Origin of the sequence: Bacillus sp. LJBS06 (genome assembly GCF_016924995.1) — a bacterium.
In the GTDB taxonomy this organism is placed as follows: domain Bacteria; phylum Bacillota; class Bacilli; order Bacillales; family Bacillaceae; genus Bacillus; species Bacillus stercoris.
Genome location: NZ_CP070483.1, coordinates 2,264,077 through 2,280,485 on the forward strand (window position 1 = coordinate 2,264,077; position 16,409 = coordinate 2,280,485).

The following is a 16,409-nucleotide window of genomic DNA, read 5'->3' on the forward strand; positions in this document are numbered from 1 at the left end:
ATTAATAATCCCCTTTCTTTTGGCGAACCGTTCTTTGAGCAGATAAAAAAGAAGCTAATTTCTCCCTGGTCGGCAAACCGTCCATATCCCCCGGTGCCTGAACTTGCAAAGCGCCAATCGCATTTCCCCTTTGCACCGCATCCTTGTACGACAAACCATCTAGGATACCGCTGATTACACCGACTGCAAATCCGTCTCCGGCGCCGACTGTATCAACCACCTGATCGACCCTGCAGCCTTCTAGAAATCCTTCACTTGTCTCCGTTTTAAAGTAAGCGCCTTCTTTTCCGAGTTTAATAGCAACAAAGCTGACTCCTTTTTTCAGATAATAATCAGCAATACCTTCAGGTGTTTTTTCTCCGGTCAATAGCTCTCCCTCTGTAATCCCCGGAAAAAACCAGTCTGCAAGCCCAGCCAAATCATTGATTGTGTGTATCATTGTTGCTTGATCAGGCCAAAGCGAAGGCCTTAAATTAGGGTCGAATGAAATGGTTTTCCCGGCGTTTCTCATGTCTTTCATGACATGATACGTGAAGTCTTTCATATCAGCTGATAAGGCAGGCGGAATGCCTGTCACATGCAAATGGCCTGCGCATTGAAAATAATCTTTTGGATATTCAGTAAAAGTTAATGTGCTTGCAGCTGAGTTTTTCCTATAGTAGGTAACTTGCGGGTCACCTTCCTTCACTTTTGACTTCAGCAGCAGCCCGGTGGGATTTTCGTCCTGCGAGCGGATCACGCGGGACACATCCACTCCCTCTTTTTTAAGTTCCTGTACAATAAACGTGCCGAGCTGATCATTGCCGACCTTGCTCATCCATCCCATTCGGAATCCGAGTCTGGCAAGGCCGCAGGCGACATTGCTTTCTGCTCCGGCAAGCCCTTTAGAAAAAGTGGATACTTCATGAAGGCCTCCATACTCATTTGCGTAAAACATGGCCATTGATTCACCGAATGTCACCGCATCAAGCTTCATCTCTTCCCAACCTCCTCTTAGTTGAGGGCACCTAGGATTAAAGTGACTTTCTCATGATGACTTTTGCCTCCAATTCAATGGTTTGAGGCGCTCCTTTGTCACCTTCAATCCTTTTTAATACACGTTCCATCGCCGTCCTGCCCATATCATGTGACGGCTGAGCGATCGTTGTAATGCCTGGACCGATCAGTTTGTACCATTCCGTATCATCGAACCCTGCAATCCCTATATCTTGAGGGATGCGCAGGCCAAGCTCTTCCATACAGCTGATGATTTTCAGCATAATCAAGCCATTCAAAGCCAGAATCGCTTTTTTTTGCTCCGGCATCTCCTTGTGAAAAGAACGAAGCGCCGCTTTAAGCTGCTCCTTGTCCTTTACGTCAATTTCATACATTCTGACAAGCCCGTTCACATTTTGAACCGCAGCCATTTCCTGATACACCGCTGCTCTTTCTGCACGAGGGCTGATAGAGGAAATTGGTTCGGTAAACAGCGCGACATCAGTATACCCTTTGCTGTAAGACTTCTGAAGAATCTCTTTAGTGATCCATCTGTTATCAGTCGTTACGGTATCCAGTTTCAGATCCGGCAGTTTCCGGTCAATTAAGATCGTCGGAATGTGCTGTTCAGCAAAAGCGCGCAGCAAATCCTTGTTTTCCCCTGTTGCGTTTAAAATCAGGCCCTCAACCGAATGGGCTTCTAGCTTTAAGAGCATTTCCCGCTCTTTTTCAGGACTGTTATCTGTGTTGCACACCATAATGCTGTAGCCATATTGATCACAAACCTCTTCGACTCCCCTAAAAGCAGCGACCGAAAAAGGGTTTGTAATATCCGCTACAACAAATCCAATTAACTTGCTTTTTTTTATTTTCAAACCTTGGGCCATTTTACTCGGCCGATAATTCAGTTCTGCGATTGCCTTTTTAATGTTTTTCACTTTTTCAGGAGAAATCGCGTCAATTTTTCCGTTAATATAGCGGGAAACTGTTGATTTCGAAACTCCTGCATATTCAGCTACATCTTTGATGGTTGTATGGCCTGTTGTTTTCTTTTTCATTCAAGTACTCCTGTATCTCTTATATTTGAAACCGATTTCAAAACCGTTACAACAAAAGAATACCATAATTTTAACATTTGGGAAGAGTTTTTTTAATAATGTGTCAATTCATTATTTTTTCGTTGACTCTTTACACTATTTATCCTAAAATTTTCTTTGAAACCGTTACCAAAATATTTTCATTCAAGTGATGCTGAAATCCTAACCAAGGGGGAAATATAATGGAAAATCGTTATTCTGTACATCCTGAACAAGTAAAACGCTTTACAACAGAGGAGCTTCGCAGTCATTTCTTAATGGATTCTTTATTTACAGAAAACAAACTTACGATGTATTACTCACATGAAGACCGGGTTGTCATCGGCGGAGCCGCTCCAGGGCAAAGTGAACTGAAGCTTGATGCAGGTGATTTTCTAAAAACAGACTTCTTTTTGGAACGGCGTGAAATCGGGATTATTAATGTCGGCCAGCCTGGTGCTGTCAGGGTTGGCGATGATGAATATGTGCTTCAAACAAAGGATTTTCTCTATATTGGAATGGGCAATCAGGATGTATCGTTTTCAAGCTTGAACGGGGAAAAAGCGAAGTTTTACTTCGTCTCCTCCTGCGCCCACAAAAGCTATCCGACACAAAAAGCCGCCCTATCTGAGCTGACACCGGACCGCCTTGGTGATGATGCAGCGTCTAATGTCAGAAGCCTGTACAAAGTCATACATCAGGATGGCATTAAAAGCTGCCAGCTGATGATGGGAATAACGATGTTAGATCAAAACAACAACTGGAATACCATGCCGGCTCACGTTCATGACCGTCGGATGGAGGCTTATCTTTACCTGGATCTTGAAAAAGACTCAAAGGTGTTTCATTTCATGGGCCAGCCAGACGAAACACGCCACCTTGTGGTTGGTAATGAGCAGGCTGTCCTTTCCCCCGCCTGGTCTATTCATTCTGGCGCAGGAACATCAAATTACAGCTTTGTGTGGGCGATGGCTGGAGAAAATTATACTTTTACGGACATGGATCTCATTCCGATGGATGGGCTGAAATAAGATGGGTTATCTGCATGACGCCTTTTCACTAGAAGGAAAAACAGCGCTGGTGACAGGCCCGGGAACAGGGATCGGTCAAGGAATTGCCAAAGCGCTGGCCGGGGCTGGCGCTGATATTATCGGCACATCACATACAAGCAGTCTGTCTGAAACACAGCAGCTTGTGGAACAGGAAGGCCGGACATTTACATCTTTTACATTGGACATGAGCAAGCCGGAAGCGATCAAGAATTCAGCAGCTGAGCTGTTCGAAAACAGGCAGATCGACATCCTTGTTAATAATGCGGGTATTATTCATCGAGAAAAAGCGGAACATTTTGCAGAAGAGAACTGGCAGCACGTACTGAATGTCAATCTAAACAGCTTGTTTATTCTGACACAGCTGGCAGGCAGACACATGCTGAAAAGAGGTTATGGAAAGATAATTAATATCGCCTCTCTCCTGTCTTTTCAAGGCGGGATACTCGTTCCTGCTTACACCGCGAGCAAACACGCTGTTGCCGGTTTGACAAAATCCTTTGCAAATGAGTGGGCAGCATCGGGCATTCAGGTCAATGCAATCGCCCCAGGCTATATTTCTACTGCGAATACAAAGCCTATTCGGGATGATGAAAAGCGAAATGAGGACATTTTAAAAAGAATTCCTGCCGGCCGCTGGGGCCAAGCGGATGATATCGGAGGGACAGCAGTCTTTTTGGCGTCACGTGCTTCAGATTATGTGAATGGACATATCTTAGCTGTTGATGGAGGCTGGCTATCCCGCTGACAATGAAAAAAGCTGACGAACAAGATCGTCAGCTTTTCCTATTACATCATATGCGGTTCAACAGGCAGGACCTTTTTGACCTCATCAATGATGCGTTCATTTTCTCCGCCAGCGTAAATGTGAATCGAGCCGCTGTCTTGATTCGAGCGAATCAGACGCCCGATGCCCTGCCGTACGCGTAACAACATATATGGCAGATCCACTTCTTCGAACGGATCTTTTTTCGCTCCGTTGCGTTTCGCAGTAAATACAGGGTCATGAGGCGGGAATGGCAATGACCAAATTGTAACATTCCTCAATGCGTCACCAGGAATATCGAGTCCTTCCCATAAGTGAACCGAACAAAGTACTGTTTCCTCTTCCTCTTGGAATTTCTCCACTAAGCTGCTGATTTCTTCATCACCTTCAAAGAAAATCGGATACGGCAGCTCCCATGCAGCCGACAGCTCTTTAAACTCGTTTAATTCTTCAAAAGAAGGGAATAGCACAAGGGTTCTACCTTTGTAACGTTTGATTGTTTCAATCGTCTCAGCCGCTTTTTGTTCAGCCGCCATGTCTGTTTTTGTGTATAGATTAACAGTCATTTGCTCGTCATAATCATAAGGGGAATCAACAGTTAATGACAAATAATCATGAATCCCGAGACTGTCGGCAATATAATCAAATGAACCGCCTTCTGACAACGTAGCAGACGAGAAGATATAAGGGATTTTCTTAGAAAACACCTTTTCGCCAAGTACTTCTGCTACCGTTCTCGGCATCACGACAAAAGTGGATTCTGCTTCCTTTTTCTCCAGCCAGCTGATCGCGTCCTTTTGATATAGAGATAATGAATACGCCATTTGTTCAACATACTCTTCTACAACTGACAGCTCGTATTGATCAATCGTGTACATTTCAGACTCGAATACAAGTGCCTCACCGATTTTATCAAGTAAACGGCAAAGCTCGTCCGCCGTCTTTTTGACACGCTGGTCATTTTTTATTTCTAAACGGTGTGAACCGGCTACTTCTTTTGATTCTTCAGAAAGAACATAGAAAAATTCGTCGTTTGCAGCAAGTGCATCTTCAATCAATTCTGCAAACTCTTCTCTGATGTCATTTTGCAGCAAACGTTCTAAAAACAATTCAAGTGTAGACTGCTTCACTCTGTAGGTAAGCGCTTTTTGTGCAGCAAACTCTAGCAAATGCCCTTCATCAAATACAACTGCACTATGATCAGGCAAAAGCGGCAGCTGCCCTTCTCGTTTGCGTGATTCTTCCGTCCATACATGCTCCATATAAAAATCATGAGAACATATGATTAAGTCCGTTGACTTGCGGTAGTAATCTCTGGAAAGCGCCAGGCCGCATCTGTGTCTCATATCACAAGTCAGACAGTCCTGAAACGAGTCGTAGCTTACGTCAGACCATTCTTCATTTGATAGATTTGCGTACTGCTTACGGTCGCCATACGGATAAAAGCGCTGCATCGCCTGTGACTCATGGACAAATGACGGTAACGATTCATAAAGATCCAGCCATTTATCATCATCAGAACGCTGCATTGTTTTTTCAAGCTTCTTCAAGCATAAATATTGCTCATGTGATTTTGACAGCCTTGTATCAATTTTCAGATCAAGATGCTCAGCCAGCTTTGAAATATCGCCCTCTTTTTTCACCAGCTGTTCGATTAATGTTTCATCGGCACAAGCAATGATGGCCGGTTTGCCGACATACCTTGCATAGCTGATCGCAAACAGAAGATAAACCAGCGTTTTCCCCGTTCCCACTCCAGCTTCGGCGAACATGACTTTTTTCTCTTTAAACGCCCGCTCCAGCTGAAAAGCCATAAATACTTGCTCATCCCGAAGATCAAACCCTTTTTCGGGAAGGATATCGTAAAACACGTCACCAATCCAATTGTTCAATTCTTCATAAAAATTCTTTGTTTTCGTTAAAGAAAAAGGCAAACGTGATGTTGTCACCTAGTTCCAACCCCCAACTATTCGACATTCAGACCACCAATAATATCATTTTCCGCTGATGAATACAATAAAAAAACTTGGCATTGCCAAGTTTTTTGCAGTTTACTTGCGATTGATCACATGCGACGATAAAAAAGGATGGTCTGTTGAATAAATATGTTCTACCGCTTTTTCTAAATCATTTTGCGCATGCGACATCACAGACGGAGACGAATCAGTCCCGAGCTCCTTCAGCTCGTTTGCTGTTGCGTCAAGCGCCCTTTGAATAAGATTAAAATGTTCGCTGTTCAGCATGAGATCACCTCTGATGGAAATAATCATCATTGTATGCGAACTTTTCATTTTATATACATGCTTTACCGCATGTTATCCCCGAAACTTGCACAAACTACACTTGATATTCCGTCTTTGGATTATCCGTCTTATCAACAATATTCTATCAGGGAGTGATGTTGACATGAGTTATAGAAACCGATTAGATCAGCATTCTGAACTGTTTCATCACAATTGGACGCGGCCTAAACGTTCTAAGTCTCAAGTAAACGGTCACACTGAAATGTCCCAAACCAACATTATATTGAGAAGCAATGCGAAAGCTCACCGTTGGTAACGATAGAATATGGCTGAAAGATGTGAGAACAAAGGCAAATTATGCCTTTGTTCTTTCTTAAGTTGAAGTAATATGAAAAATTCATATTAAAACAAAAAAATCAAATCTTATTAATACAGTAGTTGTAAGAAATGTATATATTGAATATGCAATATTTTAAAAAAACTTGTCAACTTTTAAATAAAAGTTGACAAGTCATGTATCAATATATTTTATTTTCTTTTTTCTACATAAAATATTTTAGATTGTACAGCATCTTTGAATTTACTTCCTTTGTATAACTCCACGTTTACTTCCCAACGTTCTTTAAACTCGGGTTTTGCTAATTTACTAAAGTAAAATTTCTTAATAGGCGTTCTTTTAGAAAAAGACCCCTTTATAAAATAATTACCAAGATTCCACCCACCATCTCTAGTTGTTACGCCCATCCGGTAGTTTAATGTCCCACATTTACCATTTGTCTCAGCATAGGTATCTATTGAACTTGCTCTTTTTGTATATGTAGAAGCATCAGTATACACTCTAACTTTACAACCTTTTACACCATTTACAGTTTGCCATGAACTAGTTGCAGCTTCTGCTGTAGAATCAAAAGCAAAAGAAGTACTTATTATAAGTAGAGTAGTAATCAACAAAGTACTTTTCTTTAATAAAAATCTCATATATTCCAGCTCCTTCTTTTTTATACAAAATTTATTTTAAAATAACTATATATAGAAATCAACCTATTTAACTATTAAATTTCTTTTTTTTCCCTTAAAGTAATAAACACGTTATTATTTCAAACAAAAAAGCCAGATATGGAAGATCTTAATATCCATTATCTGACTAAACAATTAATAAGACTATTCTTTATTGCGAATTTTCTTTTTCTTTGACCAATATTGATAATAATCCGTTTTAATAAACCCGTTAAAGAGCTTGCGTTTCTTCGTTGCTTTTCTGCCGTATGCTTCCTCAAAGTTTTCATTTGATGTCAGCATATACACAGACCAAGTATCAAGCGGCTCGAACGCCTGCCCCATTTCTTTGTACATCTGTTCAACAGCTTTTTTCTCGCCGAGACGCTCTCCATATGGCGGATTGCCGACAATTACGCCAAACTCCAGATTCGTTGTGAAGTCTTTGACCTGCATCTGCTTAAATTGGATGAAATCTCCCAGTCCTGCTTCCTCTGCATTTTCTTTAGCGATTTGAACCATGCGGTGGTCTATATCGCTTGCGAAAATCGTAAGCGGCTGGTCATAGTTTGCCTTTTCTTCGACTTCAAGCCGCGCTTTGTCCCACAGGTCTTTGCCGATCCATTCCCAATCCTCTGAGACAAAATCGCGGTTGAATCCCGGAGCGATGTTTTGGCCGATTAATGCCGCTTCAATCGCGATTGTTCCGGAACCGCAGAAAGGATCGGCAAACGGACGGTCCGGCGTCCAATTGGTTAATTGCACCAAAGCAGCTGCAAGTGTTTCTTTAATTGGCGCGCCGCCCTGATCGACACGGTATCCTCGTTTGTGAAGGCCTGTCCCTGATGAGTCCAGTGTAATAAGAGCCTGATCTTTCAATAAAGAAATTTCCACTTTATACTCAGCACCTGTTTCTTCAATCCAATCATTGGCTTTGCCGGACTGCAGCTTAAGCTTTTCGACAATTGCTTTTTTGACAATCCGCTGACAGTCGGGAACGCTTGCAAGTGTTGATTTTACCGATTTTCCGATGACAGGGAATTTCCCGTTTTCAGGTATAAATGAGCGCCAGTTAATCGCTTTCGTTTTTTCAAACAGCTCATCAAATGTTTTCGCTTTAAAGGAAGCAACCTGAACCTTTATGCGGTCGGCTGTTCTAAGCCAAAGGTTTGCACGGCAGATGGCGAGCGCATCACCTTCAAAAATAACTTTCCCGTTATCAACCTTGCATTCGTATCCTAAATCTCGTACTTCCTTTGCGACAACCGCTTCAATACCCATCGGCGCCGTTGCAATTAGTGTATACTTCTTCATCGTATCACCCTGTCTTTTAAAACTTTTCTCATTTCAAGATAAAAGCTCTCCTTATACGGGAGAGCTTGTTTTCATCATTTTAAATGTAAGTGGTCTAACGTTCTGTAAGCCATGTTTTGTTCCGTCGTACTGCAAACGGCTTATCACCTCGTACTCAGGCGGCAATCATCTATCTACAGAAAGCATTCTGTCCTTCTCTCCGTTGAATTCCGTTAAGAAGGTTCCCCTACCAAAATTTGGGTTTCTCGCTCGAGGGGTTTACCGCGTTCCACTCTCACCATTTCTAGTGAGACTTCGTCACTGTGGCACTTTCAAGGATACTCAGCCATATCCAGAGGACGTAGGCTTTTTTCCTGCCGTCAGCCCCTAAAGGCTGCCCTAGCTTATGACTTCGCTAGGCACGAACACTACGGGCATCTCAGCACCGTGCGAGCATGGACTTTCCTCTACAGATTCAAGATCTGCAGCGATTACCCGAACGTTAAGAACATGAATTATTATATAACAACTGATTACAATTTACAAGCGCCATTTTTTTCAAGCGCGTCAATCATAAAGCTTGCTGCCAAAAACGTGTTTTTCTAAGTTAGACAGCCGTTTTAAAATATCAAAGTTTGTTGTGTTAGATTGCACAGGCTGTTTCTTGCTGGCTTCTTCAAGCTGTTTTTTCAGCTGCAGATTTTCCTGCTGCAGTTCTTCAATCTCTTGATGGAAGGTTTCATAATCCTTAATAATCATATCTAAAAATTTGTCAACGTCTTCTTGCTTGTAGCCTCTAACGCCTGTTTTAAATTCTTTTTCCAAAATTTCTTTCGCAGAAAGCTTTACTTTATCAGCAAGCATCTTTTTCACCTCGTATCGTGAATCATCACATATATTTTTTCAGAAATCTGTACGGTTGTCAAATTTCTCTCTCTTTGTTAGTAGCTGTCTTCCTCCACTGTCACTCTCAAGTCATCCATCGTGATAAAATAGATGGGATACCCGTCCCGTTCGCGTCTCTTTTCAGCCGTCTCAAGCATATACTTTGGAGATCCTTCCTTTTCAGGATCATATAACAGCATCAAGGCGTCTGATTTTTCTATAAAAAACTGATTTTTTTGTTTAAACTGAAGCGGGCTTTCATACGGCCTGTGAGTCAGGCTTTCTTCGTAGTCAGCCTGTGCCAGGACAGCTTCGTAAAGCTCTTTATTAGGCTCTTTCCAGTTCTTGTCCTGATCGTAGAAAGGGGTAATTACAGCTACCTTTAAATCAGGGTATTCCTCCTGCAAATCATATGCAGCTTCAGCAGCCCACAGCTCCGCTCCAAGCTGTCCCGAAATTAAAATCCATTCTAAGCCCTCATCTAAAAATCCGATCAGCCGGTTTTTAATCGCTTTTTTTATGTAATACAGCGCCTTATCATCCTGCTTAAAAATCCCCAATTCAAACGGTTTATATCCCGTAATAGCCAAAACTTTCAAGTTTTCACCTGCTTTTAAAAAATGGGGTCCCCTTCAGGGCCCCATTTTTAATGTTGCGTGTTACACCAATCAGTCTGCACGATTCAATACTAATCGCAGCAAGGTTTTCCTGCCTGAAAATGCTGATGTGTTGTCGGATCATAGCTAGAGTATGTGTGTGGATAGTAGTGAACATGCTCAAAATGATGGTGATTTACATTTGTCGTATGCTGTGGATGAATATGCGGCACGACAGTATTGGAAAACGTATGGTGCTCACAGCAATGCGTAGGATGGACAATCGGCGCCATCACGTGCGGTCTGCAGTGGTACATAATAAGATCCCCTTTCCATAACTTTATTACAATATTAGGTTATGAAACATAAGGGGTACATGTTCTAATACAAAAACCTATTTTAAAAGTGTGCAATTAAGCTGTCTTTAAAGTTTGAAAACACAAAAGCAATCAAAAATACCACAACAAAGAACAAGTAAAAAACACCCTTATACATACCAACTCTCCCTTTAAAAATAACTAACGTCATTTTACAGGATTCGCCGCTATTCTACAACAAAATCACTGTGAATTCAGCAAAAAAAATTCATAGCGAAACAAGTCGTCTTTTGCGCTTTCCCGGGGAATATTTAAGAGGAATATTTCCTCTTCAGCCGGGCGATTCTCATATGCAGTTTTTCTGTTTCTTTTTCTGATAAAAATGCCGCATCGCTAAGCAGTTGTTCTGCTATCTGCAATGCTTTTCCGAATTCTTTTTTCTTATGCTCAAAATATTTCGCGAGCTCTATTACAGCAGCGTATCTGCACTTCTGATTTTGCGAGCAGGACAGTTTTTCCCAAAGCTGCACTGCATCTTCCAAGCGGTTTTGTTTTTTGTACAGGAGCGATAAATCCAGTCGTGCACTGTCCTGATCCTCAAACGGTTTTTCTATAAGCCTTTCCAGCTGTTTGATCGCTTGATCCGTCTCTTTATGAGCCATAAACCATTTGGCCATGGCATAAGCTTCACTGTGTTCTTTTGGCGCATGTGATTCTGAAAGGATTTTTTTAGACATATGAATATACAATGAAATAAGGGATAGCACATCCATTTCATTATGCTGCAGGACGCCTTTTAGAAGATCCGGCACTTGCGCCTTGATAAAATGAAAGTAAAGCATCGGCGCCAAGTAGCCCGGTGTGTCTTCTAGTCTGCGGATGCCGAGCTCTTCTTTTTCAACCGTGCCGAGGGATACACGGTCCATTTTGTGTTTCCACAGGCGTCTAGCTCCATGTAAAAGGTCAAAGTGGCCGAATTCCGGAAGCTTCGGAAGTCTGTCACGGATCAAGGTATGCCTTGTTTTCACCTGAGGCCAATCAAAGGCTTTGCCGTTGTAGGTCACAAGTGATGTAATGTCAACCTCGCTTAAAAAGCTTTGGTACAAGGCGACTTCGTTCCCCGGCTTAGGCAAAAGATGCTGTTTGACTGTCACTCGGTCTTCATACACTCTCGCATGGCCAAGCAAAAAAATGGTATTCCCAGCTCCGCCTCCAAGACCGGTTGTTTCTGTATCAAAGAAAAAGAGATTGTTTTTGTTATACCCTTTTGCTGACAACGTATGAGACAGGCTGCTTTGGTTCCATAATTTGATCACTTCCTCAAGCTCAGAAAAATGGTATAACCCATGGCGGTGAGAAAGCGGATATTCTACTTCTCTGATGAGGCAGTATTCATCTTCGAAAAAGAAAGGCTTCATGCCAAAAGCCTCCCACTCTTCTAAAAACGGGATGTCATCAAAGTGGTTTTCTTGTTTGCCTGCTTCTATTTTTTGTTCTCCTTCGTCGAGCACCATGTGCTTTTTCATACGCTGGAGTTTCCCTTTTAATGACATATCCAACCTCCCTCCTTACGACATCTGATCCAACATGCGCAAAATTCTTTCTTTTGCTTTTACCCCTTCTATTTCGGTACCTATACAAGACGGACAGCCGTCATCACAAGGACAATATGTAATCAGCTGTTTCGCCGCTTCATTAATGTCTGAAAAACGTTTAAAGACTTCCTCCGTCAAACCGATACCGCCCGGATAATGATCGTATAAAAATATGGTTGGCAATCCGGTATGGGCTGCTTTAATTTGAGAAACGACATGAACATCATTTCGATCACACATGATATATACAGGGACAATATGCTGAAGCACATTCGTGATGCCAAGAAGCAGCTGTTCCAGTGTCTTTTCCCCGATGTCTTCGTCCGCTGTTTTGATTTCGAGCCAAGCTGCGCTTGTATGCAGTTCTTCTTCCGGCAAATGAATAGGTCCAGACCCAATATTTTCAAACGTAGTCATTTTTATTTTTTTAAAAATGGTCGGCAGAGCATTGACAGTGACATCTCCGTAGTGCAATGACGTACGGCTTTTTTCTTTCGTTTGATCGATTTCTAACACCTTCAGCTGAACTGCTAGGTTTGCATCTGTATAATATTCGACATCAACTTTTCTGACATAAGCCTTTTTATGGTCCCAATCGAGCTTCTCTACTTGATACTGAACGCCTTCATGCAAATAAATGGCTTCATCATGTAAAAGCGTCATCGCACTAAAACGGTCCATTTCACCGATAATCCTGACATTTGCAATATCCGACTGATCAACTATGACGACATTTTCCTGTGATGCGGAACGCAAACTGATGTTTGAAGCAGGGAACGACTCACTTGCCCAATGATACCGTTCGCCGTTGCGGTGAAGAACGGCCTCTTCCTGAAGATACTCAAGAATATCACTTACATCCATGGGCCCAAATTCTTCATCAGCTCTAAATGGAAGCTCATAAGCAGCACACTTTAAGTGGTCTACTAAAATAATCAAATTCTCCGGATTGATTCTTGCAGATTCCGGCGAACGATTAAAGAAGTATTCAGGATGCCGTACAATATATTGGTCGATCGGCGTCGAATTGGCTACCATGATAATTAAAGATTCACCGTGTCTTCTGCCGGCTCGTCCCGCCTGCTGCCAAGCACTTGCGACACTTCCGGGATAACCCGTCATCACGCACACCTGCAGCTGGCCGATATCAACACCAAGCTCTAAGGCATTTGTACTGACCACTCCTAAAATGTCGCCTTCTCTCAAGCCTCTTTCGATTTCTCTTCGCTCTTTAGGCAGATAGCCTCCCCGATAGCCTCTGATTGATTTTGTTCCAATTTCTTTTTTCACGAGCTCCTGAATATGGCTTAAAATAATTTCCACCCGGACTCTGCTTCTGGCAAAAACAATGGTCTGCACTTTGTTTTTAAGAAACTCTTTCGCCAGTTCATTCACTTCTGCAGTTGCGCTCCTTCTAATATTCAGCGGTTTGTTTACAATTGGCGGATTATAAAATACGAAATGCTTGCGTCCGCTCGGGGCACCGTTGTCATCGACCAGCCGCATCGGTTTGCCTGTCAGCTGCTCTCCCAATTCCTTCGGGTTGGCAATCGTTGCAGAAGTGCAAATAAAAACCGGATCACTTCCATAAAACCGGCAGATCCGCTTCAGCCGACGGATCACATTTGCCACATGGCTGCCGAACACCCCCCGATACGTATGAAGCTCATCAATGACGATATACTTAAGGTTTTCAAACAAACTGACCCATTTCGTATGATGCGGAAGAATGGCAGAATGCAGCATATCGGGATTTGTAATGACAATGTGACCTGCTTTTCTCACCTTTTGCCTGATTGCCGGAGACGTATCCCCGTCATATGTAAAGCTTTTAATGTCAATTCCCATTTCATCGATGATTTCATTTAGCTCGCTCTTTTGGTCTTGTGCCAGCGCTTTAGTCGGAAATAAATATAACGCCCGGTTTGTTTCATCCTGAGCGATGGACTGCAGGACTGGGAGGTTGTAGCATAGCGTTTTTCCTGACGCGGTTGGCGTAACGGTAACAATGCTTTCTCCTTTTTGCACATATTGAAAAGCGGAATATTGGTGGGTATATAGTTCATCAATGCCCCTTTTCGTAAGGGCAGCTTTGATTCTCTCATCTATACTTTCAGGCATGGGCCTTGTTTTTGCTTCACGAGGCTCAATTTCATGCCAATTCACAACGTTTTCATTTCCTTTCAAATCAGAAATGAGTTCAGTCAGTGATTTCTTTTTCATTCTTTACACCTCTTTGTCAAGTACAGTTTACCGAATATTTGTTTGCATGGCTAGGTGCAAATTTTATACAGTTGAATAAAAAAAGCAAGGCATACGCCCTGCTTATTTCGCTTTGATTGTAAGGAGCTTTGATTCGCCTTTACGGGCAGCCTTTTCGCCTGCCGGCACAATTGATCCTACAGCCTCACCATTCATAATAACGATCGGGATGACGGTGCTGCTCGCTTTTTCTTTTATTAATTCCAAATCACATGTAATCAGCGGGTCACCGACCTTCACTTTATCCCCTTCTTTAATGTGGGCAGTAAATCCTTCTCCGTTCATATTGACTGTCTCCAGCCCGACATGAATTAACAGTTCAATTCCGGAGCGAGTCCGAATGCCAACGGCGTGTTTGGTGTGGAAAATCTGAATGACTTCACCTTCAACAGGTGAAACGATTTCACCGTTAGAGGGCTCCACCGCTATTCCTTCTCCCATCATTTTCTGTGAAAAAACTGGATCCGGCACATCTGACAGGTCCATTACTGTACCGTCTGCCGGAGAATAAATAACCTCTTCTGTCACTTTTTCTTGAGTTTTGCCCATTCCGAATAATTTTTTCAGCAATGTGTTTTCTCCCTTCTCATTCACTTCAACCGTTATCCCTTCATTCACCACTATTTAACCACACTTTCAATTTTGCTTCAATTTATAACAACATCTGGCATAGACGCATAATCTGGTTAAAAAAAGGCGGTGGCTGAAGTGGAATTCTATGATGACAAAAAGAACGAACTGCAAAAGAAAGAGGAAATCATAACGGAGGCAATAGACACTCTTTTTCAATCCTCAGCATTCGGCAACCTTATAAACGGATTTCAGAACCTGATCAATTCGAGTTTAAAGGATGTGCAGACAACCATACATGTCAGAGAAAGAGAAACTGGGCTCTATGTCGATATTACCATTCCGGCGACGTTTCGAGATGGCGAGATCGTCGTTGATGTCAAATCGAGGTATCTCCATGTCACACTCCAAGAAAAACAGAAACACCAATATGAAGCTACTTTTACAAGCATGACAAGAACGGTGCAGCTTCCTTATGAAGTTCGCCAAGAAGATATGGAAACATCTTGGAACGAGCAGACAATGACACTATTCTTTCCAAAAAATAAGCATGAATGAACGATTCATTCATGCTTCTATCATTTAAAAAAGCTGGTAAATCCCTTTATTAAAGATCCGACCTGATTCATTGCACTCATCACTTGGCCTGTCGTATCCATCATTTTATTAAAATCAAATTGCCCATTGGCTTTTTTGAACTGCGACATAATGCTTTGAAATTGCGAAGGCTGCTGTTGATTAGGCCTTGGAATAGGATAAGGGTTGGAAAATACAGGCGGCTGCATAGGCATAGGCTGGATCGGAGCATAGGGCTGATAGTAATCCTGCTGTCCATAATGCTGCTGAGGCAGATATTGCTCCAAATAACCGGGTGCAGCCTGCTGATAATATCCTTGCATTTGCTGAGGATCATAATAGCCCATTTGCCGAGGATAGCTTCGAGAGCTCCTGTTCATTGCGATTCCCCCTAAACTCAACATATTTCTCTTCTATATATGTATGAATGACTTCTATTGTTTGTGTCACGAGTAAAGGTTAGCGTTTGTCAAATTGTGTCGAAAGTTTAAATTTTTTAAAAACAGAAAAAAGTCGAATCATTATGGTACCATGTTTTCAATACAGATGAGAGGGGATGCACCATAATGAACGTATCATACTTAAGCAAACGTTTTGCAGAAATGAAGAAATATGAAACAGACTGTATGAATAAACTGATGGACTTTGCCAAGTTCCTCTATATTCAAGGACATCTCAGCATAACTGAGTTTCGTAACAGTATGAAGGTTCTCGAAGCAAATGGAGCAGAAAGCCCGGCATATGAGATGAATTAACGTCCGGCCCCCTATAACGAATTCAAAAGAAGACAGCCTTTACCGGCTGTCTTCTCTTGCAATTTCATCCTTTACTGCATGCAATGTATAAAGGACTGACTCAGTGATGTCCTTGAATCGTTTTTTATGAATATGATGAACATATGATTGAAGGACCAATTCCAGGAAATTATCTTTTGCGGTCTCAATTTGCTCTTTATGCACATATTTAGGGCGACGGGCTTTTATCAATTCAAGAGCACCCTCCGCCCAGCGAGCCGCCAGCTCATCATTCTCTTCAACTGCAGGCTTTATCGTCTCAAAAAAATCATAAGAATGATTACTGCTTTTTCCTTCCTGATACCGATCAGCGCCTTTTTCAGCAACTTCAATCATTTTCTCGGTCATTCCCAGCAATGTTTGTGATAGCAATACCTTTCACCTCAATGCCTATCGTACCAAATTTCACTCGTGAA

At 42.2% G+C, this 16,409-nt stretch carries 20 protein-coding genes and 1 other RNA gene; 5 read left to right on the plus strand and 16 right to left on the minus strand.

The annotated features are described in order from the left end of the window. Position 1 precedes the first annotated feature (1 nt). The gene (kdgK, locus tag JQX68_RS11310) at positions 2 to 976 is read right to left on the minus strand and encodes a 2-dehydro-3-deoxygluconokinase (RefSeq protein WP_069149764.1); all 975 of its coding nucleotides are present in this window, start codon (positions 974 to 976) and stop codon (positions 2 to 4) included. A 37-nt stretch (positions 977 to 1,013) separates the two neighbouring features. Continuing rightward, complete coding sequence (gene kdgR, locus JQX68_RS11315) at positions 1,014 to 2,033, minus strand: pectin utilization transcriptional regulator KdgR (protein ID WP_148343702.1); 1,020 nt, start codon at positions 2,031 to 2,033, stop codon at positions 1,014 to 1,016. A 221-nt stretch (positions 2,034 to 2,254) separates the two neighbouring features. On the opposite strand from kdgR, the gene kduI reads away from it, so the two are divergent. Together kduI and kduD are read left to right on the plus strand one after the other, a co-directional pair. Further along, positions 2,255 to 3,082, plus strand: coding sequence for a 5-dehydro-4-deoxy-D-glucuronate isomerase (kduI, locus tag JQX68_RS11320; RefSeq protein ID WP_069149766.1), 828 nt, complete (start codon positions 2,255 to 2,257; stop codon positions 3,080 to 3,082). Between the two features lies 1 nt (position 3,083). Further along, the gene (kduD, locus tag JQX68_RS11325; RefSeq protein WP_014664360.1) at positions 3,084 to 3,848 is read left to right on the plus strand and encodes a 2-dehydro-3-deoxy-D-gluconate 5-dehydrogenase KduD; all 765 of its coding nucleotides are present in this window, start codon (positions 3,084 to 3,086) and stop codon (positions 3,846 to 3,848) included. A 41-nt stretch (positions 3,849 to 3,889) separates the two neighbouring features. Here kduD and JQX68_RS11330 read toward each other — a convergent pair whose 3' ends face one another. Together JQX68_RS11330 and JQX68_RS11335 are read right to left on the minus strand one after the other, a co-directional pair. Next, entirely contained in the window at positions 3,890 to 5,815 is a 1,926-nt protein-coding gene (locus tag JQX68_RS11330) for an ATP-dependent DNA helicase (protein WP_205440309.1), read from the minus strand. Positions 5,816 to 5,917: 102 nt separating this feature from the next. Next, positions 5,918 to 6,109 (minus strand): hypothetical protein, encoded by a 192-nt coding sequence (locus JQX68_RS11335; protein ID WP_014664362.1) that lies wholly within the window; start codon positions 6,107 to 6,109, stop codon positions 5,918 to 5,920. Positions 6,110 to 6,272: 163 nt separating this feature from the next. Between JQX68_RS11335 and JQX68_RS11340 the strand changes: the two genes are divergently transcribed. Then, entirely contained in the window at positions 6,273 to 6,425 is a 153-nt protein-coding gene (locus JQX68_RS11340) for a YpzG family protein (protein WP_010327933.1), read from the plus strand. Positions 6,426 to 6,637: 212 nt separating this feature from the next. Here the strand turns inward: JQX68_RS11340 and JQX68_RS11345 are convergent, their stop codons facing one another. From JQX68_RS11345 to JQX68_RS11390, 10 genes are all read right to left on the minus strand, one after another. Beyond that, a complete protein-coding gene (locus JQX68_RS11345; RefSeq protein WP_147772161.1) occupies positions 6,638 to 7,087 on the minus strand; it encodes a hypothetical protein in 450 nt (149 codons plus the stop codon). Positions 7,088 to 7,270: 183 nt separating this feature from the next. Further along, the gene (locus tag JQX68_RS11350; protein ID WP_147772162.1) at positions 7,271 to 8,419 is read right to left on the minus strand and encodes a THUMP domain-containing class I SAM-dependent RNA methyltransferase; all 1,149 of its coding nucleotides are present in this window, start codon (positions 8,417 to 8,419) and stop codon (positions 7,271 to 7,273) included. 100 nt (positions 8,420 to 8,519) lie between these two features. After that, an RNA gene (rnpB, locus tag JQX68_RS11355) (RNase P RNA component class B) lies at positions 8,520 to 8,901 on the minus strand. A 64-nt stretch (positions 8,902 to 8,965) separates the two neighbouring features. Beyond that, on the minus strand, positions 8,966 to 9,262 hold the full coding sequence (gene gpsB, locus JQX68_RS11360) for a cell division regulator GpsB (RefSeq protein ID WP_003225629.1): 297 nt from the start codon (positions 9,260 to 9,262) through the stop codon (positions 8,966 to 8,968). A 77-nt stretch (positions 9,263 to 9,339) separates the two neighbouring features. Beyond that, complete coding sequence (locus JQX68_RS11365) at positions 9,340 to 9,882, minus strand: SLOG family protein (protein ID WP_147772163.1); 543 nt, start codon at positions 9,880 to 9,882, stop codon at positions 9,340 to 9,342. 89 nt (positions 9,883 to 9,971) lie between these two features. Beyond that, a complete protein-coding gene (cotD, locus tag JQX68_RS11370; protein WP_040082809.1) occupies positions 9,972 to 10,196 on the minus strand; it encodes a spore coat protein CotD in 225 nt (74 codons plus the stop codon). Between the two features lie 82 nt (positions 10,197 to 10,278). Beyond that, positions 10,279 to 10,407 (minus strand): hypothetical protein, encoded by a 129-nt coding sequence (locus JQX68_RS11375; protein ID WP_003230707.1) that lies wholly within the window; start codon positions 10,405 to 10,407, stop codon positions 10,279 to 10,281. 100 nt (positions 10,408 to 10,507) lie between these two features. Beyond that, positions 10,508 to 11,749, minus strand: a complete 1,242-nt coding sequence (gene mrfB, locus JQX68_RS11380) for a metal-dependent exonucleaseMrfB (protein ID WP_147772164.1) — start codon at positions 11,747 to 11,749, stop codon at positions 10,508 to 10,510. Between the two features lie 15 nt (positions 11,750 to 11,764). Then, positions 11,765 to 14,014 carry an ATP-dependent helicase MrfA gene (mrfA, locus tag JQX68_RS11385; RefSeq protein WP_147772165.1) on the minus strand — a complete coding sequence of 750 codons (2,250 nt, stop codon included), beginning with the start codon at positions 14,012 to 14,014 and terminating at the stop codon, positions 11,765 to 11,767. A gap of 102 nt (positions 14,015 to 14,116) precedes the next feature. After that, entirely contained in the window at positions 14,117 to 14,623 is a 507-nt protein-coding gene (locus tag JQX68_RS11390; RefSeq protein ID WP_041521517.1) for a PTS sugar transporter subunit IIA, read from the minus strand. A 138-nt stretch (positions 14,624 to 14,761) separates the two neighbouring features. Here JQX68_RS11390 and JQX68_RS11395 point away from each other — a divergent pair, with 138 nt between their 5' ends. Continuing rightward, positions 14,762 to 15,181 (plus strand): Hsp20/alpha crystallin family protein, encoded by a 420-nt coding sequence (locus tag JQX68_RS11395; RefSeq protein ID WP_147772166.1) that lies wholly within the window; start codon positions 14,762 to 14,764, stop codon positions 15,179 to 15,181. A gap of 20 nt (positions 15,182 to 15,201) precedes the next feature. Here the strand turns inward: JQX68_RS11395 and JQX68_RS11400 are convergent, their stop codons facing one another. Then, positions 15,202 to 15,579, minus strand: a complete 378-nt coding sequence (locus JQX68_RS11400) for a YppG family protein (RefSeq protein WP_147772167.1) — start codon at positions 15,577 to 15,579, stop codon at positions 15,202 to 15,204. Positions 15,580 to 15,765: 186 nt separating this feature from the next. On the opposite strand from JQX68_RS11400, the gene JQX68_RS11405 reads away from it, so the two are divergent. After that, complete coding sequence (locus JQX68_RS11405) at positions 15,766 to 15,954, plus strand: YppF family protein (protein WP_003230690.1); 189 nt, start codon at positions 15,766 to 15,768, stop codon at positions 15,952 to 15,954. Between the two features lie 39 nt (positions 15,955 to 15,993). Here the strand turns inward: JQX68_RS11405 and JQX68_RS11410 are convergent, their stop codons facing one another. Beyond that, positions 15,994 to 16,365, minus strand: coding sequence for a YppE family protein (locus tag JQX68_RS11410; protein WP_069149771.1), 372 nt, complete (start codon positions 16,363 to 16,365; stop codon positions 15,994 to 15,996). Between the last annotated feature and the right edge of the window lie 44 nt (positions 16,366 to 16,409).